The organism is Corynebacterium mycetoides, assembly GCF_900103625.1.
Lineage (GTDB): Bacteria > Actinomycetota > Actinomycetes > Mycobacteriales > Mycobacteriaceae > Corynebacterium > Corynebacterium mycetoides.
The window spans coordinates 1,219,774-1,246,602 of record NZ_LT629700.1 but is presented as its reverse complement, the minus strand read 5'-3'; the positions used below and the strand labels follow the sequence as shown (position 1 = coordinate 1,246,602).

The 26,829-nt window shown below is 63.3% G+C and carries 18 protein-coding genes, 2 tRNA genes and 3 rRNA genes; 18 read left to right on the top strand and 5 right to left on the bottom strand.

Going from position 1 to position 26,829, the window contains the following annotated elements; translation table 11 throughout:
• Positions 1-68 precede the first annotated feature (68 nt).
• The 5 genes from BLS40_RS05990 to BLS40_RS05970 all read left to right on the top strand — a co-directional run bounded on the left by BLS40_RS05990 (position 69) and on the right by BLS40_RS05970 (position 10,679).
• Positions 69-1,589: ribosomal RNA gene (locus BLS40_RS05990) — 16S ribosomal RNA — on the top strand.
• Between the two features lie 402 nt (positions 1,590-1,991).
• Positions 1,992-5,073 (top strand): 23S ribosomal RNA (locus tag BLS40_RS05985).
• Positions 5,074-5,348: 275 nt separating this feature from the next.
• Positions 5,349-5,466: ribosomal RNA gene (gene rrf / locus BLS40_RS05980) — 5S ribosomal RNA — on the top strand.
• Together the 16S, 23S and 5S rRNA genes form the textbook arrangement of a ribosomal RNA operon.
• Positions 5,467-7,346: 1,880 nt before the next feature.
• A complete protein-coding gene (locus BLS40_RS05975) occupies positions 7,347-8,123 on the top strand; it encodes an ABC transporter ATP-binding protein (RefSeq protein WP_092152201.1) in 777 nt (258 codons plus the stop codon).
• On the top strand, positions 8,124-10,679 hold the full coding sequence (locus BLS40_RS05970; protein ID WP_092150043.1) for an ABC transporter permease: 2,556 nt from the start codon (positions 8,124-8,126) through the stop codon (positions 10,677-10,679).
• A 12-nt stretch (positions 10,680-10,691) separates the two neighbouring features.
• On the opposite strand, the gene BLS40_RS05965 is transcribed toward BLS40_RS05970, so the two are convergent.
• Both BLS40_RS05965 and BLS40_RS05960 read right to left on the bottom strand, forming a co-directional pair.
• Positions 10,692-11,036: a fluoride efflux transporter FluC gene (locus BLS40_RS05965; RefSeq protein WP_092150040.1), complete on the bottom strand. Its 345-nt coding sequence runs from the start codon at positions 11,034-11,036 to the stop codon at positions 10,692-10,694.
• A complete protein-coding gene (locus BLS40_RS05960; RefSeq protein WP_092152200.1) occupies positions 11,033-11,368 on the bottom strand; it encodes a CrcB family protein in 336 nt (111 codons plus the stop codon). The genes BLS40_RS05965 and BLS40_RS05960 overlap by 4 nt, the downstream gene beginning before the upstream one ends.
• Positions 11,369-11,463: 95 nt before the next feature.
• Here BLS40_RS05960 and pgm point away from each other — a divergent pair, with 95 nt between their 5' ends.
• From pgm to BLS40_RS05935, 5 genes are all read left to right on the top strand, one after another.
• On the top strand, positions 11,464-13,122 hold the full coding sequence (gene pgm, locus BLS40_RS05955; RefSeq protein WP_092150037.1) for a phosphoglucomutase (alpha-D-glucose-1,6-bisphosphate-dependent): 1,659 nt from the start codon (positions 11,464-11,466) through the stop codon (positions 13,120-13,122).
• An 86-nt stretch (positions 13,123-13,208) separates the two neighbouring features.
• On the top strand, positions 13,209-13,679 hold the full coding sequence (locus BLS40_RS05950) for a MauE/DoxX family redox-associated membrane protein (RefSeq protein ID WP_092150034.1): 471 nt from the start codon (positions 13,209-13,211) through the stop codon (positions 13,677-13,679).
• A gap of 48 nt (positions 13,680-13,727) precedes the next feature.
• Positions 13,728-14,474 (top strand): DsbA family protein, encoded by a 747-nt coding sequence (locus tag BLS40_RS05945; protein WP_092150031.1) that lies wholly within the window; start codon positions 13,728-13,730, stop codon positions 14,472-14,474.
• A 131-nt stretch (positions 14,475-14,605) separates the two neighbouring features.
• Positions 14,606-14,678: transfer RNA gene (locus BLS40_RS05940), tRNA-Ala, on the top strand.
• Between the two features lie 24 nt (positions 14,679-14,702).
• Positions 14,703-14,775: transfer RNA gene (locus tag BLS40_RS05935), tRNA-Ala, on the top strand.
• A 32-nt stretch (positions 14,776-14,807) separates the two neighbouring features.
• Here the strand turns inward: BLS40_RS05935 and BLS40_RS05930 are convergent.
• Entirely contained in the window at positions 14,808-16,943 is a 2,136-nt protein-coding gene (locus BLS40_RS05930; RefSeq protein ID WP_092150028.1) for a heavy metal translocating P-type ATPase, read from the bottom strand.
• A 234-nt stretch (positions 16,944-17,177) separates the two neighbouring features.
• Between BLS40_RS05930 and BLS40_RS05925 the strand changes: the two genes are divergently transcribed.
• Positions 17,178-17,675, top strand: coding sequence for a methylated-DNA--[protein]-cysteine S-methyltransferase (locus BLS40_RS05925; RefSeq protein ID WP_092150025.1), 498 nt, complete (start codon positions 17,178-17,180; stop codon positions 17,673-17,675).
• On the top strand, positions 17,668-18,435 hold the full coding sequence (locus BLS40_RS05920) for a fructosamine kinase family protein (RefSeq protein ID WP_092150022.1): 768 nt from the start codon (positions 17,668-17,670) through the stop codon (positions 18,433-18,435). Before BLS40_RS05925 ends, BLS40_RS05920 begins: the two co-directional genes overlap by 8 nt.
• 70 nt (positions 18,436-18,505) lie before the next feature.
• On the opposite strand, the gene nadE is transcribed toward BLS40_RS05920, so the two are convergent.
• Entirely contained in the window at positions 18,506-19,342 is an 837-nt protein-coding gene (nadE, locus tag BLS40_RS05915) for an ammonia-dependent NAD(+) synthetase (RefSeq protein WP_407922393.1), read from the bottom strand.
• Between the two features lie 135 nt (positions 19,343-19,477).
• On the opposite strand from nadE, the gene ykgO reads away from it, so the two are divergent.
• The 4 genes from ykgO to nrdE all read left to right on the top strand — a co-directional run bounded on the left by ykgO (position 19,478) and on the right by nrdE (position 22,866).
• Positions 19,478-19,600 (top strand): type B 50S ribosomal protein L36, encoded by a 123-nt coding sequence (ykgO, locus tag BLS40_RS05910; protein ID WP_012732041.1) that lies wholly within the window; start codon positions 19,478-19,480, stop codon positions 19,598-19,600.
• A 282-nt stretch (positions 19,601-19,882) separates the two neighbouring features.
• On the top strand, positions 19,883-20,113 hold the full coding sequence (gene nrdH / locus BLS40_RS05905) for a glutaredoxin-like protein NrdH (protein ID WP_092150016.1): 231 nt from the start codon (positions 19,883-19,885) through the stop codon (positions 20,111-20,113).
• A gap of 30 nt (positions 20,114-20,143) precedes the next feature.
• The gene (nrdI, locus tag BLS40_RS05900; protein WP_092150013.1) at positions 20,144-20,689 is read left to right on the top strand and encodes a class Ib ribonucleoside-diphosphate reductase assembly flavoprotein NrdI; all 546 of its coding nucleotides are present in this window, start codon (positions 20,144-20,146) and stop codon (positions 20,687-20,689) included.
• Between the two features lie 11 nt (positions 20,690-20,700).
• A complete protein-coding gene (gene nrdE / locus BLS40_RS05895; RefSeq protein WP_092150010.1) occupies positions 20,701-22,866 on the top strand; it encodes a class 1b ribonucleoside-diphosphate reductase subunit alpha in 2,166 nt (721 codons plus the stop codon).
• Between the two features lie 4 nt (positions 22,867-22,870).
• On the opposite strand, the gene BLS40_RS05890 is transcribed toward nrdE, so the two are convergent.
• Entirely contained in the window at positions 22,871-23,584 is a 714-nt protein-coding gene (locus tag BLS40_RS05890) for a FadR/GntR family transcriptional regulator (RefSeq protein ID WP_231908396.1), read from the bottom strand.
• Between the two features lie 100 nt (positions 23,585-23,684).
• Here BLS40_RS05890 and nrdF point away from each other — a divergent pair, with 100 nt between their 5' ends.
• Complete coding sequence (gene nrdF / locus BLS40_RS05885; RefSeq protein ID WP_092150004.1) at positions 23,685-24,683, top strand: class 1b ribonucleoside-diphosphate reductase subunit beta; 999 nt, start codon at positions 23,685-23,687, stop codon at positions 24,681-24,683.
• A gap of 315 nt (positions 24,684-24,998) precedes the next feature.
• Positions 24,999-26,789, top strand: coding sequence for an aa3-type cytochrome oxidase subunit I (gene ctaD / locus BLS40_RS05880; protein ID WP_092150001.1), 1,791 nt, complete (start codon positions 24,999-25,001; stop codon positions 26,787-26,789).
• Positions 26,790-26,829: the final 40 nt, after the last annotated feature.

The following is a 26,829-nucleotide window of genomic DNA, read 5'->3' as shown; positions in this document are numbered from 1 at the left end:
GGGTGGTGGTTGGTTTGTTTGTGGTTGGGTTTGGGCTTTTCACGCCTGGATGTTTCTGCTGAAATGTTTTTGTGGAGAGTTTGATCCTGGCTCAGGATGAACGCTGGCGGCGTGCTTAACACATGCAAGTCGAACGGAAAGGCCGAAGCTTGCTTTGGTACTCGAGTGGCGAACGGGTGAGTAACACGTGGGTGATCTGCCCTGTACTTCGGGATAAGCTTGGGAAACTGGGTCTAATACCGGATAGGAGCTGCATGTTGGTGTGTGGTTGGAAAGCTTTTGCGGTATGGGATGAGCTCGCGGCCTATCAGCTTGTTGGTGGGGTAATGGCCTACCAAGGCGTCGACGGGTAGCCGGCCTGAGAGGGTGTGCGGCCACATTGGGACTGAGATACGGCCCAGACTCCTACGGGAGGCAGCAGTGGGGAATATTGCACAATGGGCGCAAGCCTGATGCAGCGACGCCGCGTGGGGGATGACGGCCTTCGGGTTGTAAACTCCTTTCGCCAGGGACGAAGCGCAAGTGACGGTACCTGGATAAGAAGCACCGGCTAACTACGTGCCAGCAGCCGCGGTAATACGTAGGGTGCGAGCGTTGTCCGGAATTACTGGGCGTAAAGAGCTCGTAGGTGGTTTGTCGCGTCGTTTGTGTAAGTCCACGGCTTAACTGTGGGACTGCAGGCGATACGGGCATAACTTGAGTGCTGTAGGGGAGACTGGAATTCCTGGTGTAGCGGTGAAATGCGCAGATATCAGGAGGAACACCGATGGCGAAGGCAGGTCTCTGGGCAGTAACTGACGCTGAGGAGCGAAAGCATGGGTAGCGAACAGGATTAGATACCCTGGTAGTCCATGCCGTAAACGGTGGGCGCTAGGTGTGAGTCCCTTCCACGGGGTTCGTGCCGTAGCTAACGCATTAAGCGCCCCGCCTGGGGAGTACGGCCGCAAGGCTAAAACTCAAAGGAATTGACGGGGGCCCGCACAAGCGGCGGAGCATGTGGATTAATTCGATGCAACGCGAAGAACCTTACCTGGGCTTGACATACACTAGATCGCTGTAGAGATACGGTTTCCCTTTGTGGCTGGTGTACAGGTGGTGCATGGTTGTCGTCAGCTCGTGTCGTGAGATGTTGGGTTAAGTCCCGCAACGAGCGCAACCCTTGTCTTATGTTGCCAGCACGTTGTGGTGGGGACTCATGAGAGACTGCCGGGGTTAACTCGGAGGAAGGTGGGGATGACGTCAAATCATCATGCCCCTTATGTCCAGGGCTTCACACATGCTACAATGGTCGGTACAACGCGTGTGCGACACTGTGAGGTGGGGCTAATCGCTGAAAGCCGGTCGTAGTTCGGATTGGGGTCTGCAACTCGACCCCATGAAGTCGGAGTCGCTAGTAATCGCAGATCAGCAATGCTGCGGTGAATACGTTCCCGGGCCTTGTACACACCGCCCGTCACGTCATGAAAGTTGGTAACACCCGAAGCCAGTGGCCTATCCTTGTGGGGGAGCTGTCGAAGGTGGGATCGGCGATTGGGACGAAGTCGTAACAAGGTAGCCGTACCGGAAGGTGCGGCTGGATCACCTCCTTTCTAAGGAGCTTTATTGTTTTGTGCCTGCCCCGTGCGCATGGTTGTGTGTGGGGTGTGGGTGTGGTGGTTGAGTCGCCGTGTGTGTGGCTGCCACTGTTGATGTTTTAAAAAATTGTCCGGGTGGACGCGCACCGGCATGGGCTGTTGTGAGTGCCTTATGCGAGTGTCGCATTGTGATGTGTGTCCGTGTGGGCCGCAGGCAGGAAACGAGTGTGGGTGTGTTGGCATGCTGTTGGGTCTCTGGGGCAGCACGTGTGTTGTTTCCTTGTGGCCTTGCCGTGTGTGGCTGTGACTTTCCGGGTGTTTTCGGGGGGTTGTGGTTGTGCGGGGTGGGTGTGGTGTGTGAGAACTGTATAGTGGACGCGAGCATCTTTATTTTTTGTGTGTGTTTGTTTTTTGTGTGTGTTTTTTGTGTAGGGCGTACGGTGGATGCCTTGGCATGCTGAGCCGATGAAGGACGTGTGAGGCTGCGTTATGCCTCGGGGAGTTGCCAACTAAGCGTTGATCCGAGGATGTCCGAATGGGGAAACCTGGCACCAGTTGTGTGGTGTTACCTGCAGGTGAATTCATAGCTTGTGTGGGGGTGACGCGGGGAAGTGAAACATCTCAGTACCCGTAGGAGAAGAAAATAATAATGATTCTGCTAGTAGCGGCGAGCGAACGTGGATGAGGCTAAACCATGTGCGTGTGATACCTGGCAGGGGTTGCGTGTGTGGGGTTGTGGGATGCGATTTGTTGCAAGGGCTGCCACCTTTGCCTGCGCTTATGGTTGTGTTAGCGGAAGTCACTTGGGATGGTGCGCCGGAGTGGGTGAGAGCCCCTGTACGTGAAAGCATGATTGTGGTGTGGTGGATTGTGTCCCGAGTAGCAGCGGGCTCGTGGAATCTGCTGTGAATCTGCCGGGACCACCCGGTAAGCCTAAATACTCAGTGTGACCGATAGTGGATAGTACCGTGAGGGAATGGTGAAAAGTACCCCGGGAGGGGAGTGAAATAGTTCCTGAAACCGTGCGCTTACAATCCGTCAGAGCACCTCGTGTGTGTGATGGCGTGCCTTTTGAAGAATGAGCCTGCGAGTCAGCGGCATGTCGCGAGGTTAACCCTGGTGGGGTAGCCGTAGCGAAAGCGAATCCGAACAGGGTGTTGTAAGTGGCATGTCCTGGACCCGAAGCGGGGTGATCTACCCATGGCCAGTGTGAAGCAGCTGTAAGAGGTTGTGGAGGCGCGAACCCACTTAGGTTGAAAACTGAGGGGATGAGTTGTGGGTAGGGGTGAAAGGCCAATCAAACTCCGTGATAGCTGGTTCTCCCCGAAATGCATTTAGGTGCAGCGTTATGTGTGCTTGCCGGAGGTAGAGCTACTGGTTGGTTGAGCGGGACTATCATCTTAGCAATGTCAGCCAAACTCCGAATGCCGGTTGAAGTGGTGCATGGCAGTGAGACTGTGGGGGATAAGCTTCATAGTCGAGAGGGAAACAGCCCAGATCGCCGGTTAAGGCCCCTAAGGGTGTACTAAGTGGAAAAGGATGTGGGATCGCGAAGACAGCCAGGAGGTTGGCTTAGAAGCAGCCATCCTTGAAAGAGTGCGTAATAGCTCACTGGTCGAGTGGTTCCGCGCCGACAATGTAGTGGGGCTCAAGTACACCGCCGAAGCCGCGGCACATGCTTTTGTGTGTGGGTAGGGGAGCGTCGTGTATGGGGTGAAGCAGTACCGTGAGGGGTTGTGGACTGTGCACGAGTGAGAATGCAGGCATGAGTAACGAGTGGTAAGTGAGAATCTTATCCGCCGGATGACTAAGGGTTCCTGGGTCAAGTTCGTCTTCCCAGGGTGAGTCGGGTCCTAAGGCGAGGCCGACAGGCGTAGTCGATGGTTAACGGGTTGATATTCCCGTACCCGTGTGCATGCGTCAAAGGGTGAAGCGGTGATACTAACTGCTGTGCGTTGCCGCACTGTTCCGCCTTGTGCGGGTGGTGTGGTGGTAATCGGTGGGGCCTGAGTCGTGGTAGCCCAGTGATGGGGTGACGCAGTGAGGTAGCCCAGCCACTTATTGGATTGTGGTGTAAGCGTGTGGCACGAGTCCTTGTTAAATGCGGGACTCATTGTGTGTGAGGCGTGATGCGTAGCCCTTGTGGGTGATGTGGGTGATCCTGTGCTGCCGAGAAAAGCCTCTAGCGAGTGTGTGTACGGCCCGTACCCGAAACCGACACAGGTGGTCAGGTAGAGAATACTAAGGCGGTCGGGTGAACTGTGGTTAAGGAACTCGGCAAATTACCCCCGTAACTTCGGGAGAAGGGGGACCATGGTTGGTGATCAACTTTTACGGTTGTGAGCTGGTTGTGGTCGCAGAGAATAGAGGGGAGCGACTGTTTATCAAAAACACAGGTCCGTGCGAAAACGTGATGTTGATGTATACGGACTGACGCCTGCCCGGTGCTGGAAGGTTAAGAGGACCTGTTAGGGCATTTTGGTGTCCGAAGCGGAGAATTTAAGCCCCAGTAAACGGCGGTGGTAACTATAACCATCCTAAGGTAGCGAAATTCCTTGTCGGGTAAGTTCCGACCTGCACGAATGGCGTAACGACTCCCCTGCTGTCTCAACCACAGGCCCGGTGAAATTGCAGTACGAGTAAAGATGCTCGTTTCGCGCGGCAGGACGAAAAGACCCCGGGACCTTCACTATAGCTTGGTATTGGTGTTCGGTGCGGTTTGTGTAGGATAGGTGGGAGACTGTGAAGCTGTCACGCTAGTGGTGGTGGAGTCGTTGTTGAAATACCACTCTGACCGTAGTGGATACCTTAACCTTGGCCCATGATCTGGGTTGGGGACAGTGCCTGGTGGGTAGTTTAACTGGGGCGGTTGCCTCCCAAAGAGTAACGGAGGCGCCCAAAGGTTCCCTCAGCCTGGTTGGCAATCAGGTGTAAGAGTGTAAGTGCACAAGGGGGCTTGACTGTGAGACGTACGTGTCGAGCAGGGACGAAAGTCGGGACTAGTGATCCGGCACCAACGTGTGGAAGTGGTGTCGCTCAACGGATAAAAGGTACCCCGGGGATAACAGGCTGATCTTCCCCAAGAGTCCATATCGACGGGATGGTTTGGCACCTCGATGTCGGCTCGTCGCATCCTGGGGCTGGAGTAGGTCCCAAGGGTTGGGCTGTTCGCCCATTAAAGCGGCACGCGAGCTGGGTTCAGAACGTCGTGAGACAGTTCGGTCTCTATCCGCCGCGCGCGTTGAAACTTGAAGAAGGCTGTCCCTAGTACGAGAGGACCGGGACGGACGTACCTCTGGTGTGCCAGTTGTTCCGCCAGGAGCATGGCTGGTTGGCTACGTACGGGAGGGATAACCGCTGAAAGCATCTAAGCGGGAAGCCTGTTTTAAGATGAGGTTTCTGTTGAGGTTCCCTAGAGACGATGGGGTTGATAGGCCGGATCTGGAAGGTGGGTAACCATCGGAGGTGACTGGTACTAATACACCGACTAAAAACACGGGCAACCAAACAAACGATCAATGTTGAGCACACGACTTTATTGTGTGTGCCGCGTCCACTATGCAGTGTCTGACACACCACACCCCACGGTACGAGCGTGTACCCGGTGCAGGCCGCACCAACCGAACACGCAGCATGATTGTTGTGATCATGATTGCGGGGGTTGGGTTAATTGGATATGTGTTGTCGCATCACCACATCAAACAGGTGCGCACCGACCGGCCAGGCCGGTGTGTGCGCGGGTTTGTGTGTGGGTCGGCACGCCCCATTGGGTGTGTCGGTGGTTGATGGCGGCGGGGAAACGCCCGGTCCCATTCCGAACCCGGAAGCTAAGCCCGCCCGCGCCGATGGTACTGCCCCCGGGAGGGGGTGGGAGAGTAGGTTACCGCCGACCCAACAACTTCACAATCAACAAAACAAGAGAATACTGTGCGCCCCGGCCACCACACCCCCACCACAGGGTGACTGGTGACCGGGGCACACACATATGCGCACACACGGCGGTGGCACCACCCGGCAACACTAAACCCGCACCGTGGCCCTACCGTAAACCCCGCAAAGCGGAGTCGTCGGGTGCGGCCACAATCTGGTACTCCGCGTTGCGGACCTCCCGCAGCATTTGATTAGTGCGTTAGAGCCCCGCTGTGCGCGGATCGGATCTCTCGAGCAGTCCGCACCGCGGACCCGCAGGAGTAGCTGGCCGGCAACCACTCGCAGAAAGAAACTCCACGCTGCGGACTTTCAACAAGCAACGGCTAACGCGTTAACCCCACGGCGTGCGGTTCTCATCCCTCGAAAAGTCCGCAATGCGGACTTTCAACAAGCGACGGCTTAGCGGAGCAACCCACCACGAGACGTGCCGGGCGCGGAACAACACAGCAACAAGTCTGCAATGCGGACTTACCGTCCGGCGCTGCACCCCGAAAACTCCGCATTGCGGACTTTCAATAAGCGACGAGTAATGGATCCCTAGACGAGTACGGGGATGCCCGAATCGTTGCCTGCGGGCATACTGTATTGCGGCCTTCCCACCGCATACGCCTTATGGAACCCCCGATGAGCAGGGTGATACGCGGATCGTGGTCTGCATAAACTCCGCATTGCGGACTTTCAACAAGTGACGGCTTATCTGAGCAACCCGCCACGAGACGTGCCGGGCGCGGAACAACACAGCAAAAAGTCCGTAATGCGGATTTTCCGCGCGGCGCTGCACCCCGAAAACTCCGCATTGCGGACTTACAACAAGCGTCGGTTAATGGAGCCCCGACGAGCACGGTGATGCGCGGATCGTGGTCTGCGGAAACTCTGCATTGCGGAGTTTCCGCTATTGTTCCCTTGCAAACATAAAGTCCGCAATGCGGACTTTCCACAAGCAGCGGCTAATGACTGCGGCTCCACGCGCGGTGGTGCGCGGAGAACGCCCCGCCACAAAAGTCCGCAATACGGACCTGCGGGGGTTACGTGCCGCCGACCACTTGCACAAACTCCGCATTGCGGACTTCCCACAACATTCGGTTAATGGGTTTGCTTCGCTGCGTACGGGTCGCGTACATAGAAAAGTCCGCAATGCGGACTCGCTCCCCACCATCCACGGTCACGAATTCCGCATTGCGGACTTCCCACAAGTGGGGGCTTATCGGTGCAACCCACCACGAGACGTGCCGGGCGCTGAACAACAGGGCAAGAAGTCCGCACTGCGTACTATTCGCGGAGATCGACCCGTGGCTGCTGGCGGATCGCAGCCCGCCCGAACTCCGCATTGCGGACTTCCCACAATCACCGGCTAGTGGGTGAAACCCGCCGAGCACGAATCGCAGCTATCGTATAGCCCGCAAAGCGGACTACTTCCGCAACATAGCCAACAACCTCGCATTGCGGACTTCTCACAAGGTCCGGCTCATAACTCCGGGCCGTCAGGCGGTGAGCGGAGAGCGTCCCGCCGAAAAGTCCGCAATGCGGACTCAGTGCCACCTCCATCGAGTTCCGCCGCGCGCGCCCAGATGCTGGCGAGCACTTGCTGATCAGTCGAGACCGTGCGCGGCTCGTCAACCCTTTTACGCGGTTCATCAGCACGTGCAGGTCAGCATTCGCCCCCGGGAAACACCAGAAATCACCACAAACCGTCCAAAAATCACCCGCACCCCCCCCACCGCCCGAGACGCGAACCCCTCGCACCCCGAGCGCACCTCCCCGCCGTTTCGTCACATGGCTTGTCCGGTCGAACACGTACGATGTGCTGGACGGCCAACAGAGAATGGAGCAGCAAGGACGATGATGGCGAAGCACCGGGCAGAAGACAGAGATCCGGAAACTGCGTACGGCAGCACGGCTGCCGCCGCGCGTACCGTCGACCTGTACAAACAGTACGGAGAGGGAGACACTGCCGTTGTGGCGCTCGACCACGTGACGGTGGAGTTCAACCGCAACCAGTTCACCGCCATCATGGGTCCTTCCGGCTCGGGTAAGTCGACGTTGATGCACACTATGGCGGGGCTGGATTCCTTCACCTCCGGCGCCGCGTACATCGGGGAGACCTCGCTTGCGGATCTCAGTGAGCGCGCCCTGACGGATCTGCGGCGCGACCGCCTCGGGTTCATCTTCCAGTCCTTCAACCTTGTGCCCACCCTCACTGCGGAGGAAAACATCACGTTGCCGGCGGATATCGCCGGCCGCGAGCTCGACAGGGCATGGTTCGAGGAGATCACCAGCCGCCTCGGCCTTGCGGAGCGGCTGGGCCACCGTCCCAGTGAGCTATCGGGCGGGCAGCAGCAGCGTGTCGCCTGCGCGCGCGCTCTGGTCAGCCGACCCGAGATTATCTTCGGGGACGAGCCGACGGGCAATCTCGATTCGAACGCCTCGGCCGAGGTACTGGATATTCTGCGCAATGCTGTGGACAAAGATGGCCAAACGGTTGTCATTGTCACCCACGACGCGCGCGCGGCTTCGTACGCGGACCGCGTGATCTTCTTACGCGACGGTTCCATCGTCAACGAGCTGACCGACCCGACGATGGAGTCGATCCTGCAGGTCATGTCGGGAATCGAGGGTTAAATGGGTTCTGCTATGACGCGGGTGTCGCTGCGTAACATCCTCGCCCACAAGCTCCGCCTCGCCCTGACCGTCCTGGCTGTGGTGTTGGGCACGGCGTTCATCGCGGGTTCGTTGATGTTCACGAACATGCTCGAGCGCACGTTCAGCACCGCCGTGAGCTCGCAGTTTGAGGGTGTTGACGTTGTTGCTGGCCCCGGGGAGGGAATGCCGGGCGTGCCTACCGCCACGGTGGATGAGTTGAGGGCTCTCGAAGGCGTCGACCATGTCAACGTCGTGGGCAGCACGAGCGTCATCGCGGCGACCACGGATGGCGACCCGATTCAGACGCGCCAGGGCAGCTCCTCGGCCACTGTGTACTATCCGCCCGAGCAGGTTGTAGGCACCGCGCCCGAGCTTGTCGACGGCCGCGGGCCCGAAGCTATCGGTGAGGCCGTACTCAACCAGAACGCCGCCGAGGAGTACGGGATCGCGCTGGACCAGGAGCTCATCGTTGTCGATGCGGAGGCGCGCCACACGTTTACCGTCGTCGGGTTCTACGAGGACGAGATGACCCCGAGCTCGGCGCTGGCTTTCAGGGTGGCGCCTGAAACCTACAGCGACTTCTACACCGACGGCGCCGCGGTGCCGCGCGTGAGCCTGTCGGCAGCGGATGGCACGTCGCCGGAGCAACTGGTGGACGCTGTCCGCTCCTCCCACCCGGAGCTGAAGGTGGACACGGGGCAGGTGCTTGCCGACGAAGCCACCAAGCAGGTGCGCGACGCCCTGAGCTTCATCGGCTACTTCCTCATCGCGTTCGGGCTGGTCGGCCTGCTGGTCGGGACCTTCCTCATCGCCAACACGTTTTCCATGATCGTCGCGCAGCGCACGAAGGAGTTCGCGCTGCTGCGCGCGCTGGGAGCGTCGAAACGCCAGATCACCCGTTCCGTCGCGGTGGAGGCGTTCATCGTCGGCCTGATCGGCTCCGTGCTCGGCGTTGTCGCCGGAGCGGGGTTGGTGGCGGTGATCAAGGCCGTGATGGGCGCCAACGGGATGGAGTTGCCGGACGGGGGAGTGGGTCTTTCCGTCCAAGCCGTGGTGGTGCCGGTGGTTGTCGGCGTAATCGTCACCATGCTCTCCGCGTGGGCGCCCGCGCGTCGGGCGGGGCAGGTGCAGCCGGTGGAAGCGATGCGCTCGAGCGAATCCGCCTCCCCGCAGCCGCTGAAGGGGCGCACCATCATGGGGGTGGTGCTCATCGCGGCGTCGGTCGTCGCAGCCGCGGCGGGAATGGCGTGGGAGGACGGCACCACCGGCAACCGGGCGATCTTGGTCGGGGTGGCCGCCGTCGGCATTATTGCCGGCATGTTCCTGGCGGGCCCGGCGTTTTCGCTTCCGCTTGTCCCGCCCCTGGGAAGGCTCATCGGCCTGCCTTTCGGGGCGATGGGGCGCCTGGCGTCGACAAACACGCGACGGAATCCGCGCCGCACGGCCGCCACGGCGTTCGCGCTCATGCTCGGCATCGCGTTAGTGACGGTAATCGGCATGCTCGGGGCGTCGATGAAGCAGTCGGTCGCGGACGTGACGGAGAACGAGATCACCGCCGACTACGTTCTCACGGGGCCGGACAGCGGCGGCTTCCCCGTTCCGGCGGACCTTCCGCAGCGTGTGGCCGACGTCGACGGCGTGGGCGACGTCGTGGCGTACGCGGAGCTCCCGGTCGCGGTCGACGGGGAGTACGCGTACCAGTTCGGCCCGTACGGGGCCACGCCCGTGTTCGAGGGAGACCCGGCAGAGCTGATGAACCTGGAGACGGTCGAGGGAAGCCTGGAGCTCGGCGACAACGCCGTCATCGCCCCCGAGGCGTGGGCCTCAGAGCGCGGGTGGAACGTCGGGGATACCGTGACCATCACGGCCCCCGCAGTGTCCCCGAAGGAGGTGGAGGCGACGCTTGTTGGAACGTTCGGGGAATCGAACATGATCAACGGGCCGGTCGTCAGCTACTCGCTGGCCACGCAGGTGGCGCCGGCCGACGCCGTGAACCTGATCATGGTGGGCGTGAACAACGACGGAAGCGTCGACGACGCCGCGCTGCGGTCCAACTTGGAGGAGGCGGTCAAGCAGGACATCGTCGTGCAGGTCCGATCGACGGAGGAGATGGGCGGCCAGGTCGCGTCGCTGATTGACCAGATGCTGTTCATCCTCTACGCCCTGCTGTCTCTGGCGGTGGTTATCGCGATCCTCGGCATTGTCAACACGCTCACCCTCTCAGTGATCGAACGTCGCCAGGAGATCGGCATGCTGCGTGCCGTCGGTTCGCGCCGCGGGCAGATCCGCACAATGATCATCCTGGAGTCGGTGCAGATGGCGGTCTTCGGTGCGCTGATGGGCATCCTCATGGGCCTCGGCTTGGGCTGGGCGTTCCTCACGGTGCTGGAGAGCCAGGGGCTCAACGCGATCGTGATCCCCTGGGCGCTCGTCAGCACGATGCTGGGCGGGTCGATCGTGGTCGGCATTCTCGCGGCATTGTGGCCCGCCCAACGAGCTGCGAAAACCCCGCCGCTCGACGCGATCGCGGAGTAGCCGCACGGGGCCTTAGCCGAAGGCGAGCGCCCCGTAACGCAGACCGAAGAAAGCCGACACGAGACACGCGACGGCGGTGGTCAGCGCGTAGCGCGCCGCGGTGGCGCGCTGGCCGGCGCGGATCAGCTCGCCGAGTTCCCGCGCCAGCGTCGATAAGGTCGACAGGGCGCCCGCCACCCCCGTGCCCAGCAGCAACGGCCACCACCCGGGTGCGGCGACGGCGAACCCGAGCACGGCCGAGCCGACGACGTTGGCCGCCCAGGTGCCGGTCGTCGCCCCCGGCAAGTGGCTCAGCGCCCAGCGGGACACACCGCCGATGAACCCGCCCACTGCGACAAGGAGCACGCTGACTATCATGGGCGGCGCCTTGAACGGGTGCGCCAGGCGTCGCCAAGCAGCCAAGCCCCCACGCAGACCACGAAGTACAGGACCAGGGTGGCCAGCGCCCCAATGGCGGAGCTGCGGGCAGCGGCGACGGCGACCGCGGACCAGGTGCTGAAGCCCCCGAGGACCCCCATGCCCCAGAATTTCCCGGGGGCGAAGAACCCCATGGCCAGGCACGCGACAGCGTCGATGAGGAGCACCACCGACGCCGCCGGCACGGCGAGCATGACCCCATAGCGGGCAACCGCGCCAAGTGCCGCCCCCGCACCGACGACCACGGGCTCGGGGACTGCGCGTGTCATCATGCGCCATAGTCTAGCCCCGCGGGTCGTGGCGAAATCCGCCGCGTGCGGGAATGATTGGAGGAGACACGCAACCTCGTCCAAGGAGCACCGATACCATGGCACACGAACGCGCGGGCCAGCCCGCCCAGCCGCACGACCTGATCGACATCGCAGAAGTCGTGACCGCCTACTACACCCGCGAGATCGACCCGCAGGATCCGGGGCAGGCGGTCGCGTTCGGCACCTCGGGCCACCGCGGGTCCTCCCTGGACAACGCGTTCAACGAGCAGCACATCCTGGCGATTACGCAGGCGATCGTGGATTACCGCCGGGCCAACGACATCGGTGGGCCCATCTACATCGGCCGCGACACCCACGCCCTGTCGGAGCCGGCGATGGTCTCCGCCCTCGAGGTCCTCATCGCGGGCGGCGTCGACGTGCTTGTCGACGCCGCGGGGGCCTACACGCCCACCCCGGCCGTCTCCCACGCCATCCTCACCCACAACGCGTCGCTGCCCGGGGGAGTGACCGGCACCGACCCGCGGCGCGCCGACGGCATCGTGATCACGCCCTCGCACAACCCGCCCCGCGACGGCGGGTTCAAGTACAACCCGCCCAACGGCGGCCCCGCGGACACGGACGCCACGGACTGGATCGCGCAGCGGGCGAACGACTACATCGGGCGGGGCTTGGACGGTGTCAGCCGGACGTCGGTAAGCGGCGTGCTCGACGATCGGGCAGGCACGTTCGACTTCATGGCCTCCTACGTGGGCGACCTGTCGAGCGTGGTGGACCTGGACGCGATCCGCGGCTCGGGCCTGCGCATCGGCGCCGACCCGATGGGCGGGGCGAGCGTGCACTACTGGCAGGCGATCGCCGAGGCCCACAAGCTCAACCTCACCGTGGTCAACCCGCTTGTCGACGCCACCTGGCGGTTCATGACTCTGGACACCGACGGCAAGATCCGCATGGACTGCTCCAGCCCCGACGCGATGGCGTCGCTCGTAGCCAACCGCGAGAAGTTCGACATCGCCACCGGCAACGACGCCGACGCCGACCGCCACGGCATTGTCACCCCCGATGCCGGGCTGATGAACCCGAACCACTACCTCGCCGTGGCCATCGACTACCTCTTCGCGCACCGCCCGGGGTGGGGCGAGCACACGGCCGTGGGCAAGACGCTTGTGTCGTCGTCCATGATCGACCGCGTCGTCGACGCCCTCGGGCGCAGGCTCGTGGAGGTGCCGGTCGGGTTCAAGTGGTTCGTGCCCGGGCTGATCGACGGCACCATCGGATTCGGCGGCGAAGAATCCGCCGGCGCGTCCTTCCTGCGCCACGACGGCAGCGTCTGGTCCACCGACAAGGATGGTCTCATCCTCGACCTGCTCGCCGCCGAGATCACCGCGGTGACGGGCAAGACACCTTCGCAGCGCTACCGCGAGCTGGCGTCGACGTTCGGCGAGCCGGACTACGCGCGTATCGACGCCCCCGCCAACCGCGAACAGAAAGCAACACTGAAGAAGCTCTCCCCCGAGCAGGTCACAGCCACCGAACTGGCGGGTGAGCCCATCACCGCCAAGCTCACCGACGCGCCGGGCAACGGGGCCGCCATCGGCGGGCTCAAGGTGACGACCGAAAACGCCTGGTTTGCCGCGCGGCCGTCGGGGACGGAGGACAAGTACAAGATCTACGCCGAGTCGTTCCGCGGCGCCGACCACCTGAAGCAGGTGCAGGAGGAGGCGCAGGCGCTGGTCAGCGAGGTTTTGGGGGAGTAGCGACGTCTCTGTGTGCGGAACAGTGATGCCCCAACTCACACCTATACAACTGTCCCGGCCCATCCCCCTGCATTAAGGTGTGGGGGGTGACCCAAACTCATCGCGTCAACGGCACCCGCGAGGTAGTCCTCGACATTCTCTCCGCCTCGGCCCGCTTCTTCATGGCGTACATTTGGATTTCCGCCGGGTGGTCGAAGCTCGGCGCTCATATGGATGTCACCCAGACGATCCGGGCCTACGAAATTTTCACCCCGGCGTGGTCCGACCTCTTGGCGCGCATCATCGGCCCGCTGGAGCTCGCCGGGGGATTACTCCTGCTCTTGGGCATCAAGCTGCGCCCGGCGGGCTGGGTTTCCATCGGGGTGCTCACCCTGTTCATCATTGGGTTGTGGTCGGCCTGGTCGCGCGGGCTCGTGATCGACTGCGGGTGCTTTAGCCCTGAGCCGACCGAAGAGGGGACCAATATCTTGGCGACGATGGGCCGCGACGTGTTCTACATCGCGATCACGGTGTTTATGATCTACCGTCCGTTTAAGAAATGGGCGCTTTACCCCTAAGATACGGGGTAGTTGTGTACGAGTCATCAAAGTAAAGGTGTATGAAACGTGACCACGCGTAAGGTGCAAAACCCCAACGACAAGGGCGGCGCAGGGTTCCTCTGGGCCCTTCTAGCAGTGATTGCGATCGCCGCTCTCGTCATCGGCCTGATTGTCTTCAACGGGCGCGCGCAACGCGGCGAAGCCATTGCCGCTGAGATGGTGCAGGCCGACAACCTCGAAGTCAGCTACAACGAGGGGGACCCCTACTTCACGCTCGCCGCGGCCGACGGCGGAGATGACGCGCCGTCTGTCGACCTGTTCGAGGACTTCTCGTGCTCCTACTGCGCCGACTTGGCCACCCAGACAGACGAGCACGCGCTCGAGCGAATCCAGGCCGGGGACCTCGCCGTCAATGTCCACCCCATGACCATCCTGGACCGCCAGGGAAACCAGTACAGCCCGGGCCACTCCACGCGTGCCCTGGCCGCTGAGCTCGCGCTGGCGTCGCACGGCGATGCCGAGGCGCTGTGGAACCTGCGCGCATGGCTGCTGGAGAACCAGCAGAGCGTGTACAACAAGGTGGACAACGACGACTTGGCCGACCGTGCCAAGGAGTTCGGTGCAAGCGACGAGGCCGTCCAGGACATCCGGGACGGCGCGTTTGCCGAACAGGCCACCGCCACGGGCCAGGCCAACCTGGACTACCAGAACGAAAAGACCGGTGAGGCCTACACCCCGCGCGTGATGCGCGACGGCGAGGACCTGGTGACCGGCAGCGAGATCACCAACTGGGTGGACGTCGCCGCCGAGTAACGCCGCATCTTCCACAATCCCGCCCTCCCGCCTGTCGGGGGCGGGATTACGTGCGTCCAGGGGATTTGTTGCCCCCGGACGGGCGTGTGTATATTAAACGAAGTTGTCCTGCGGGGCAGCACCCGGTTCTCGGGGCTATGGCGCAGCTGGTAGCGCACCACACTGGCAGTGTGGGGGTCAGGGGTTCGAATCCCCTTAGCTCCACTTTCACAACTTCATACTCTTTAAGGGGCTATGGCGCAGCTGGTAGCGCACCACACTGGCAGTGTGGGGGTCAGGGGTTCGAATCCCCTTAGCTCCACCCATTAGCAACGCCCGGGCCTTGTTCACACTTCACTGCGCCGGTGTTCGACCGAGGAACTTGGCTGTGCTCGCGGCCGGGGTGAGGTCGAGACGACGCAGCAGCTGGGCGTTGAGGGCCACGATGACGGTGGAGGCGGACATGAGGAGCGCGCCCACGCTCATGGGCAGCACGAATCCGATCGGCGCCAGGACACCCGCGGCCAGCGGAACCGAGATCAGGTTGTAGCCGGCGGCCCACCACAGGTTCTGCTGCATCTTGCGGTAGCTCGCCTGGGAGAGGTCGATCACCGAGAGCACCGACCGGGGGTCGGAAGAGGCGAGGATGACGCCCGCCGAGCTAATAGCCACATCGGTGCCGGCGCCGATTGCGATGCCAACGTCCGCTTGGGCGAGGGCGGGCGCGTCGTTAACGCCGTCGCCGACCATTGCGACCTTCATGCCCTCGTCCTGCAACTCCTTGACCTTGGCGGACTTGTCCTCGGGCCGGACCCCGGCAAAGACACGGTCGATGCCGAGCTCGGCGGCGACGGTGTTGGCGACGGCCTGGGCATCGCCGGTGATCATGACGACCTGCGCGCCGTGGGAATGCAGTGCGTCGACGGCGTCGCGGGACTCGGGGCGGATTTCGTCGGCGAGGCGCAGGGCGCCGATCACGTGGGCGTCGGCAAGCACATGCAAGATGATGGCACCCTCCTCCCGCCACTGGCTGGCCACCGGAAGCTCATCCCGGCCTTGCTGGTCGAGGAGGTGGGGTCCGCCGACCTGGACGACGGAGCCGTCGACGGTGGCCTGGACCCCCACGGCCGGCGACGAGGAGAAGTCAGAGGCCCGCGGCACCTGGAGCCCCGCGGAGGTGGCGGCGCCGGTGATGGCGCGGGCGAGCGGGTGCTCGCTGTCCGCCTCAGCCGCCGCGGCGAGGGCGAGCACGGTGTCCTTGTCCCATCCTTCCGCGGGCTCGACCGCGGTGACGGCCGGCTCGCCCTTGGTCAGCGTGCCGGTCTTGTCGAACAGCACGGCGTCGACGGTGCGCATGGACTCAAGCGCGAGCCGATCCTTGATCAGCACCCCGCCGCGGGCGGCGCGCTCCGTGGCGATGGAGACGACCAGCGGGATCGCGAGGCCGAGGGCGTGCGGGCAGGCGATGACCAGCACGGTGATGGTGCGCACGACCGCGCTTTCCGGCATCCCCAGCAGCGTCCACGTGAGCGCGGTGATGGCCGAGGCTCCCAGCGCGAACCAGAACAACCAGCCCGCCGCGGTATCGGCGATTCGCTGCGCGCGTGACGACGAGGCCTGCGCATCGGCGACGAGCTTCTGGATTCCGGCCAGGGCAGTATCGTCGCCGGTGGCGGTCACCTCGACGCGCAGCCCCGAGTCCGTCGCGATGGTGCCGGCCACGACATGATCGCCCGCTTGGCGACGCACCGTCGCGGACTCGCCGGTGACCATCGACTCGTCCATGCTGGCGCTGCCGTCGACGATGTGGCCGTCGGCAGGTACAGACGACCCGGGGCGGACGATCACGATATCGCCAACTCGCAGATCCGCAGGTGCGACTGTGGTGACCTCGTCGCCCTCGACCCGCTCCGCTTCGTCGGGAAGCAGCGCCGCCAGGGAATCAAGGGCGGAGGTGGTCTGGGCCAGGGAGCGCATCTCGATCCAGTGGCCCAGCAACATGATGACCACCAGCAGTGCGAGCTCCCACCAGAAGTTCAACTCGTGGCTCAACAGGTGCAGGCTCGCACCCCAGGACGCGAGGAAGGCGACCGTAATCGCCAGGGAGACCAGCAGCATCATCCCGGGCTTGCGGTCGCGAATCTCGCTCAGCCCGCCGGTGAGGAAGGGCCAGCCGCCCCAGAAATAGACGACGGTTCCGAGAATCGGTGAGACCCACCAGACCCACCCCGCGTCCGGCAGGTCGTAACCTATGATGTCGGCGAACATGTCGTTGAACGCGACGACCGGGATCGAAATGAGCAGCATGATCCAGAAGAGTCTGCGGAACTGGCCGGCGTGGCCGGCGTGTTCCGCGTGGCCGGCGTGTTCCGCGTGGCCGGCGTGTTCCGCGTGGCCGGCGTGTTCCGCGTGGCCGGCGTGTTCCGCGTGGTCGTGGTGCTCATGGTGCTCGTCCACGTTGGCGCCGTGGCGAGCATGGCTCTCGTTCATCCTCTTTCTGCTCCTTCTCGTTCCAACCCGAGTGCTCCTACGGTCGAAGGGTATCGGCCAGAATCGGTCGCGACGGCCATGATGATCAAATCCCTCACATACACGGGAGTCACACCGTCGACGTTATACCCGTAGGGGGTATACGGCAACCGTAGATTCATACCGCATGCGGTGTCTCAAACTCCGCGAGGATGCCTGGCTCACCGTTGTCGGCACTGGGTAGAATGTGGCGGTATGCCGTTTCGCTGGTCCACTACCTCTACGCCGATAGGTGATCTGCTGCTCGTCGCTACGCAGGACGGTCTCGCCCGCGTCGCCTTCGAGTGCGAGGATTTCGACGCGGTGCTTCGCGCATTGCAGGACGGCAGCGGGGAGCATGCGGCGCAGCACGACGCCCCCGAGGCGGAGGCCCAGCTCGCTGAATATTTCGCGGGGGAGCGTCGCCAGTTCGACATTGCTCTCGACTGGCGGCTGGCCACCGGTTTCCGGGGGGCGGTGCAGCGTGCGCTGTGCGGCATTGACTACGGGCGCACGCAGTCTTACTCAGAGCTCGCGCGCCGACTGGGGAATCCGAAGGCGGTGCGGGCCGTGGGCAGCGGGTGCGCCACCAACCTCCTGCCGATTGTCGTTCCCTGTCACCGCGTGCTGCGTAGCGACGGATCCCTCGGCGGCTACCGCGGCGGCCTGAGCATCAAACAACACCTGCTTGACCTGGAGGCGGCACATGTTTAGGAAGCAGGGCAGCGCGCCGGGTTCGGCCGCAGCGGAAGCTGCAGGGCTGCGCTGGCTGCGCGAGGGCAGCGATGCAGTAGTCGAGGTTTACGACCTCGATGTCGCCGCCAACACACTGACCCTTGAACGAGTCGACTCCGCGCGCCCCACCCGTCGGGCCGCGCTCGAGGCGGGCCGGGAACTGTCGAAGATCCACGCGGCAGGTGCGTCCGCCTTTGGCGCTCCTCCGGAGGGGTGGGACGGGCCGAACTTCATCGGGCGGGTGGAGCAAGAGTGCACACCAACGGCGCGGTGGGCAGAGTTCTACGTCCACCAGCGCGTCCTGCCATTCGCTCGCAAAGCCCACGACGCCGGCAACCTCAGCGGCGAGGGCGTGGATCTGGTGTCGCAGGCGTGCGACGCGCTGCTGCGGGAGGACGATGAGGCCCCGCTCGCGCGCATCCACGGCGATCTGTGGTCCGGCAATTTGCTGTTCTCGGATCGCGGCCCGCGGTTTATTGACCCTGCGGCGCACGGCGGGCACCCGTTGACCGACATCGCGATGCTCGAGCTGTTCGGCGCCCCGCACTATGACGCGATTGTCCAGGGCTATCTGGAATCCGGCGACCTTGGACGCGACTGGCGCCGCCGCATCCCCGCGCACCAGCTTCACCCGCTCGCTGTACACGCCTTGACGCACGGGCCGAGCTACGGCGACGCGCTGGTGCGGGCGGCGCGTCTCGTCCTGCGCCTCGACCTAAACTCAGACACCCCGAACTAGGGGCAAGTTGAGGCGGAAGAGGGGCAAGTTGCACCGTCCGAGTTTAGGCGGAAGGGCGAAGGGGGGAGCGTCAGCGCCACCAGTTGTCGTGCGGGCCGGGAGGCAGGTGGCGTTTGTGCTGTCCCACGCGCCACAGGTGCTCGAGGCGCTCGCGGGGGGCGTCGGCAAGCGGCTTGCCCTCGAGGTAATCGTCGATGTCGCGGTAGGTCACACCCAGCGCCTCCTCGTCGGGCAGGGCGGGGCGGTCTTCCTCCAGGTCGGCGGTGGGCACCTTCTCCCACAGCCGCTGGTCGGCGCCCATCTCGCGCAGGAGTGCTGCGCCCTGGCGTTTGTTCAGCCCGGCCAGGGGGAGGAGGTCGGCGGCGCCGTCGCCGTGCTTGGTGAAGAACCCGGTGACGTTCTCCGCGGCGTGGTCCGTGCCGATGACCAGCAGGCCGCGCTCGCCGGCGATGGCGTACTGGGCGATCATGCGCTGCCGCGCCTTGACGTTGCCCTTGTTGAAGTCGCCCAGCGCGGCCACGCCCAGCGCATCGGCGACCGCGCGGCTCATCGCGGTGGTGGCGGGCTCGATGTTGACGGTGACGCGTTCGTCGGGGCGGATGAAGTCCAGGGCGAGCTGGGCGTCGGCCTCGTCGCTCTGGGTTCCGTGGGGGAGCCGGACGGCGACGAAGGTGGCGTGCTCGCCCTCATCGCGCAGCTTTTCGACGGCCAGCTGAGCAAGCCGGCCCGCCAGCGTTGAATCCTGGCCTCCCGAGATCCCCAGCACGAAGCCGCGGGCGCGGGCGGCTTTCAGGTAGTCGGCGAGGAAGTCCACGCGGGCGGTGATCTCTGAGGTAGCGTCGATGGTGGGCGTGACCCCCAGCTGCTCGATGATGGATTCCTGCAAGGAGGCGTCGTGCTGCGTCATGTGGGCCATTGTAGTTCAGGCAGGCTGCACTGTTTTTGGCTATCCGCCGCGGGTACGGTAACCTTTGTCTCCGTGTTGCGACTCCCTCGGACCAGAGGGGTCGTTGTGGAAATCGAGTAAAGAAAGGAGCGCCCGATGAAGGTTCGCAAGTCGCTTCGGTCGCTGAAGAACAAGCCGGGCGCCCAGGTTGTGCGTCGCCACGGCAAGGTGTTCGTGATCAACAAGAAGGATCCGCGCTTCAAGGCTCGCCAGGGCTAGTCGCCGGAAACCCGTCGAAACCGCCCCGCCGTCCCGCAAGGGAGGCGGGGCGGTTTTGGTGTTCCCGGGAGGAATTTCAGCGGTGTAAGACCATGCGACTGGTACTAGGGTCTACATGTAGGCCGGCAACCGTGTCTATCCTGGTAATTCCAGCGGTGTAACTACTATATATAGTATCGGTTGCCTAATTACGGCACAAAGTATAGTGTTTGTGGGTGTTACTCCGAAGAAATCGGAGCCCGTCAGAACCGCCGTTTTTAATCCAGGAAGAGCCCACAGGTTATGTCTATCACCGTTTACACCAAGCCAGCCTGCGTCCAGTGCGCCTTTACCACCAAGGCCCTCGACAAGGCAGGTCTCGAGTACACGCTCGTCGACATCACGCTGGACGACGACGCCCGCGACTACGTCATGGCGCTGGGCTACCTCCAGGCCCCGGTCGTCGAGGCCGGCGGCGAGCACTGGTCCGGGTTCCGCCCAGAGCGCATCCAGAGCCTCGCCCAAGCGGCGTAGGCGCCCGGGGCGGAAGATAAGGCGGCACCCATGCTTCTCGTCTACTTCTCCTCGGCCACCGGGAACACGAAGCGATTCGTGGACAAGGTCGGCCTGCCCTCCGCCCGCATTCCGCTGCACCGCACCGAGGAAGAGCTGCGCGTCGACGAGCCCTACGTCCTCGTCTGTCCCACCTACGGCGGGGGAGCGTCGCTCACCGGCTCGAATCCCCGCCCCGTGCCGGTCCAGGTCATCCGCTTCCTCAACAACGAACACAACCGCTCGCTCATCCGCGGCGTCATTGCGGCCGGCAACACCAACTTCGGGGACGACTACTGCCTCGCCGGCGAGGTGATCTCGCGCAAGTGCGGTGTGCCGCACCTGTACAACTTCGAACTCATGGGCTCCGCATCCGACGTGGAGCACGTGCGCACCCAGCTGCTCGCCAACGCGGCGCAACTGGGGCTGGAGCCGGTCGGCCAGGGCGACGTCGACAAGCTCGCGGAGCTTGACGGCGCCATGCGTGCCGAGACCGCCGAGCGGCTGGCCCACCTGCGGAGCAAGTACGGCCGCAACAAACAACAAAGAACAGCTTAGGAGCTTCCACCGTGTCCTCACCCACCCTTGGCAAGACTGTCGCAGAGCCCGTTTCCCAGGCCGAACAGCTCGATTACCACGCGCTCAACGCGCTGCTGAACCTGTACGACGAAAACGGGCAGATCCAGTTCGACAAGGACCGCGAGGCGGCCAACCAGTACTTCATCCAGCACGTCAACCAGAACACCGTCTTCTTCCACGACCTGGAGGAGAAGATCGACTACCTGGTGAAGAACAACTACTACGAGCCGGAGGTTATCGACGCCTACGACTGGCAGTTCGTCAAGGACACCTTCAAGCGCGCCTACTCCTACAAGTTCCGCTTCCAGTCCTTCCTGGGCGCCTACAAGTACTACACCTCGTACACACTGAAGACTTTCGACGGCCACCGCTACCTCGAGCGCTTCGAGGACCGCGTCTCCATGACCGCCCTCTTCCTGGCCAACGGCAACGAGGAGACCGCCTCCGCGCTTGTCGACGAAATCATGACCGGCCGCTTCCAGCCCGCCACCCCGACGTTCCTCAACGCCGGCAAGGCGCAGCGCGGTGAGCTCGTCTCCTGCTTCCTTCTGCGCATCGAGGACAACATGGAATCCATCGGCCGCGCCATCAACTCCTCCCTGCAGCTGTCCAAGCGCGGCGGCGGCGTGGCCCTGCTGCTGTCCAACATCCGCGAGGCCGGGGCGCCGATCAAGCACATTGAGAACCAGTCCTCGGGAGTGATCCCCGTGATGAAGCTGCTCGAAGACTCCTTCTCGTACGCCAACCAGCTCGGCGCGCGCCAGGGCGCCGGCGCCGTCTACCTCAACGCGCACCACCCCGACATCCTGCGCTTCTTGGACACTAAGCGCGAAAACGCCGACGAGAAGATCCGCATCAAGACCCTCTCGCTCGGCGTGGTCATCCCCGACATCACCTTCGAGCTGGCCAAGCGCAACGACGACATGTACCTGTTCTCCCCGTACGACGTTGAGCGCGTCTACGGCCTCCCGTTCGCCGACATCTCCGTGACCGAGAAGTACGAGGAGATGGTGGAGGATCCGCGGATTCGCAAGACCAAGATCAACGCGCGCCAGTTCTTCCAGACCATCGCCGAGATCCAGTTCGAGTCCGGCTACCCCTACATCATGTTCGAGGACACGGCGAACCGCGCCAACCCCGTCAAGACCGGGCGCATCAACATGTCCAACCTCTGCTCGGAGATCCTGCAGGTCAATTCGCCGTCCGTGCTTAACGACGACCTGAGCTACGCCGAGGTAGGACACGACATCTCGTGCAACCTGGGCTCGCTCAACATCGCCAAGACGATGGACTCCGACAACTTCTCCCGCACCGTCGAAACGGCCATCCGCGGGCTGACGTCGGTGGCCGACCAGACCTCCATCGAGTCCGTCCCGCCCGTGCGCGACGGCAACGACGCCTCCCACGCCATCGGCCTGGGGCAGATGAACTTGCACGGTTACCTCGGCCGCGAGCACATCGAGTACGGCTCGGAGGAGGGCCTCGACTTCACCAACGCCTACTTCGCCGCCGTCATGTACGAGGCCATCAAGGCGTCGCACCGCATCGCCGTGGAGAAGGGGGAGCGGTTCAAGGACTTCGAGAAGTCCGAGTACGCCACCGGCGCGTTCTTCGACCGCTACGACCCCGCCGACTTCCAGCCGCGGACTGAGAAGGTCAAGGCGTTGTTCGAGGCGTCGACAATTGCGGTGCCCACCGCCCAGGAGTGGGCCCAGCTCAAGGAGGACGTGGCCCGCGACGGCATCTACAACCGCTACCTGCAGGCTGTGCCGCCGACCGGCTCGATCTCCTACATCAACAACTCCACGTCCTCGATCCACCCGATCGCCTCCAAGATCGAGATCCGCAAGGAGGGCAAGATCGGCCGCGTCTACTACCCGGCGCCGCACATGGACAACGACAACCTGGAGTACTTCAAGGACGCGTACGAGATCGGCTACGAAAAGATCATCGACACCTACGCCGCGGCCACCAAGTACGTGGACCAGGGGCTGTCGCTGACGCTGTTCTTCAAGGACACCATCACCACCCGCGACATCAACCGCGCGCAGATCTACGCATGGCGCAAGGGAATCAAGTCCCTGTACTACATCCGCCTGCGCCAGATGGCGCTGGAAGGCACCGAGGTCGAGGGCTGCGTGTCCTGCATGCTGTAGGCGGCTAGCAGTCGCACAAGGCGACATCGCCCATCACGACCCGCGAGGCGCGCTCGGCGCCCTGCGGGTCGTGCGCTGCAATGGCCTCCGCCAGCGCGAGGTGAGCCTCGACCGCCTCGGCAGAAGGAATCGAATCCCGCTTGCCGTAGACGGTGCGCCCCTCCAGCGCGTGCAGGATGGAGTGGGCCAGCGCGCGGAACATGTCGTTGCGCGACGCCTCGAGGATCAGCGTGTGGAACTTCATGTCCGCGCTGAGGAAGTCCTCGCTCTCCCCCTTCTGCGCTAGGTCAACCATGGTCTCGGCCAGAGAGATGAGCTGCTGGATCTCGGAGTCGTTCGCGCAGCGCGCGGCGATGACTGCCGCGACCGGCTCGACGGAGTAGCGCAGCTCGCGAAGCTCCTTGAGCTGGCGCTCGGAGTCGTTTTCCCAGCGCCAGCGGATCACCGCCTGGTCGAACACGTCCCATTCGGTGGCCGGGAGCACCTTGATGCCCACCCTGCGCGACGACGTCACCAGCCTCATCTGCTCCAGCGCCCGCATCACCTCGCGGGACACTGTGCGCGAGATGTTAAACCGCGAGGAGAGGTCGTGGAGGGTGAAGACGTGGCCTGCGGCCATGGCGCCGGAGACGATCTCCTTGCCCAGGGTGTCCAGGGCGCGGGTGAGCAGCGGTTCCGCAGTCGCGGGGGTGGTGTCAGCGGAGTTCGTCATAGTCATAACCTCGAAGAATAAGGGGATCGCCCTCGGTTTGCTTACATATCACTTAATTTTATCCCCAAACGGACCGCCGGTGTTAGCACACTGCTCTCCGGCTACTATGGGCCGTGTGACTGAAGAGTATGACAACTACCTGGAATCGCACGCTAGACCCGTCAAGGCGATCAACTGGAACACCATCCCCGACGAGAAGGATCTCGAGGTCTGGGACCGCCTGACAGGCAACTTCTGGCTGCCCGAGAAGGTGCCCGTGTCCAACGATATCCCCTCGTGGCGTACGCTGAATGACTACGAGAAGCAGGCCACCATGCGCGTCTTCACGGGTCTGACGCTGCTGGATACCATCCAGGGCACCGTCGGCGCCGTCTCCCTTCTGCCGGACGCCAAGACCATGCACGAGGAAGCCGTCTACACCAACATCGCGTTCATGGAGTCCGTGCACGCGAAGAGCTACTCCAACATTTTCATGACGCTGGCGGACACTCCCGCCATCAACGACGCCTTCCGCTGGTCCGAGGAGAACGAGAACCTGCAGCGCAAGGCCAAGATCATCCTCAGCTACTACGAGGGCGACAACCCGCACAAGAAGAAGGTCGCCTCCACGCTGCTGGAGTCCTTCCTCTTCTACTCCGGGTTCTACCTCCCGATGTACTGGTCCTCCCACTCCAAGCTGACCAACACTGCGGACATCATCCGCCTCATCATCCGTGACGAGGCCGTCCACGGCTACTACATCGGTTACAAGTACCAGCGCGGCCAGCTCGAGCTCGACCAGGCGGCGCGCGACGAGCTGAAGGACTACACCTTCAACCTGCTCTACGACCTCTACGAGAACGAGACGCAGTACACCGAGGACATCTACGACCCGCTCGGCTGGACCGAGGATGCCAAGCGATTCCTGCGCTATAACGCCAACAAGGCCCTGAACAACCTGGGCTACGAGGGTCTCTTCCCGCAGGACGAGACCCGGGTATCGCCCTCCATCCTCGCGTCCCTGTCGCCCAACGCCGATGAGAACCACGACTTCTTCTCCGGTTCCGGGTCCTCCTACGTCATTGGCAAGGCAGAGGACACAGAGGACGACGACTGGGACTTCTAACCGGGGGCGTTTAACGGGGGCGCTTTCCGGGGGGCCACGGACTAACTCGTTCGGGGTGGGGGAGCGAAAGATGCCCCCGGCCCGCCGCAGGGCGCCGTCGCCCGCCCGAGCAGGAGCAAAGCGGGCGGGAGGGGAGGGCGCGCCGTCTTTCGGGCGCGCGGACGGCAGTAACCGACTTGGCCCGGGCTGTGAGGGCTGGAAATTCCATGTGCCTGTGGCTTATGATGAGTCGGTATCAGTTGTGGCACCAGTGGTTCGCCGGCGCCCGGGTAACCGGGAGCGGCGGGCCTAGGGGCCGTCAGTCAGGAGGATCGCATGACCGCAGTGGCGCCAAGGCTGGACAGCTACGTCCCGCCGGTACGTCCGGAGCCCACGGGTAACGCCCGTAAGGGCTCCAAGTTTTACAAGTTGCTGACCACGACCGACCACAAAGAACTGGGCATTCTCTACATCATCATGTCCTTCGTGTGGTTCTTCGTGGGCGGCCTGATGGCGCTTCTCATTCGCGCCGAGCTGTTCAGCCCCGGCCTGCAGTTCCTCTCCAACGAGCAGTTCAACCAGCTTTTCACACTGCACGGCACCGTGATGCTGCTGGCCTTCGGTACGCCGATCGTCTGGGGCTTCGCCAACTACGTGCTGCCTCTGCAGATCGGCGCGCCGGACGTGTCCTTCCCGCGCCTGAACGCCTTCGGCTTCTGGGTCACCCAGGTCGGCGTCGTGGCCATGCTCGCCGGCTTCCTCACCCCGGGCGGCGCCGCCGACTTCGGCTGGACCATGTACATGCCGCTTGCCGACGCCACCCACACGCCGTCCGTCTCTGCGAACCTGTGGATCATCGGCGTGGGCGCCACCGGTGTCGGTACCGTCGCCTCCGCGGTCAACATGCTCACCACTGTGCTGACCCTCCGCGCGCCGGGCATGACCATGTTCCGCATGCCTGTGTTCACTTGGACGATCTTCGTCACCTCGATCATCGCCCTGATGGTCTTCCCGCTCCTGCTCGCAGCGGCTCTGGGCGTTTTGTACGACCGCCTCCTCGGCGCGCACATTTTCGACACCGCCAACGGCGGCGCCATCTTGTGGCAGCACCTCTTCTGGTTCTTCGGCCACCCCGAGGTCTACATCCTCGCGTTGCCGTTCTTCGGCGTGATCTCCGAGATCATCCCGGTCTTCTCCCGCAAGCCCATCTTCGGCTACATCGGCTTCGTCTTCGCAACCTTGGCCATCGCGGGCCTGTCCATGGCGGTGTGGGCGCACCACATGTTCGCCACGGGCGCTGTCTTGCTGCCGTTCTTCTCCTTCATGACGTTCCTCATCTCCGTGCCGACGGGCGTGAAGTTCTTCAACTGGGTCGGCACCATGTGGAACGGCCACATCACGTTTGAGACCCCGATGATGTGGGCGATGGGCTTCCTGTTCACCTTCCTCTTCGGCGGCCTGACGGGCATCATGCTCGCCGCCCCGCCGTTGGACTTCCACCTGCACGACTCCTACTTTGTGGTGGCGCACTTCCACTACACCCTGTTCGGCACGGTCGTGTTCGCCTCCACCGCAGGCGTGTACTTCTGGTTCCCGAAGATGACGGGCCGCATGCTGGACGAGCGCCTGGGCAAGATCCACTTCTGGTTCACCATCATTGGCTTCAACATGACCTTCCTGGTCCAGCACTGGCTGGGCAACATGGGCATGCCGCGCCGCTACGCGGACTACCTCGACACCGACGGGTTCACCTTCCTGAACCAGGTGTCCACGGTGGGTGCCTTCATCCTGGGTATCGGCATGCTGCCGTTCATCTGGAACGTGTTCAAGTCCTGGCGCTACGGTGAGCTCGTCACCGTGGACGACCCGTGGGGTTACGGCAACTCGCTCGAGTGGGCAACGTCCTGCCCGCCGCCGCGCCACAACTTCACCTCGCTGCCTCGCATCCGCTCCGAGCGCCCCGCGTTCGAGCTGCACTACCCGCACATGGTCGGCCGCCTGCGTCGTGAGGCCCACGTGGGCCACAGCGACGGCACTCCGACCACCTACAAGGGCTCGAGCCACGAGTTCGACTCCCCGGGCAACAAGGATGAGGCGCAGAACCAGATCAACGACCTGCGCGGTTAATCAAACGCATCTGACTGACGAGTAGAGGACCCCCACCTCA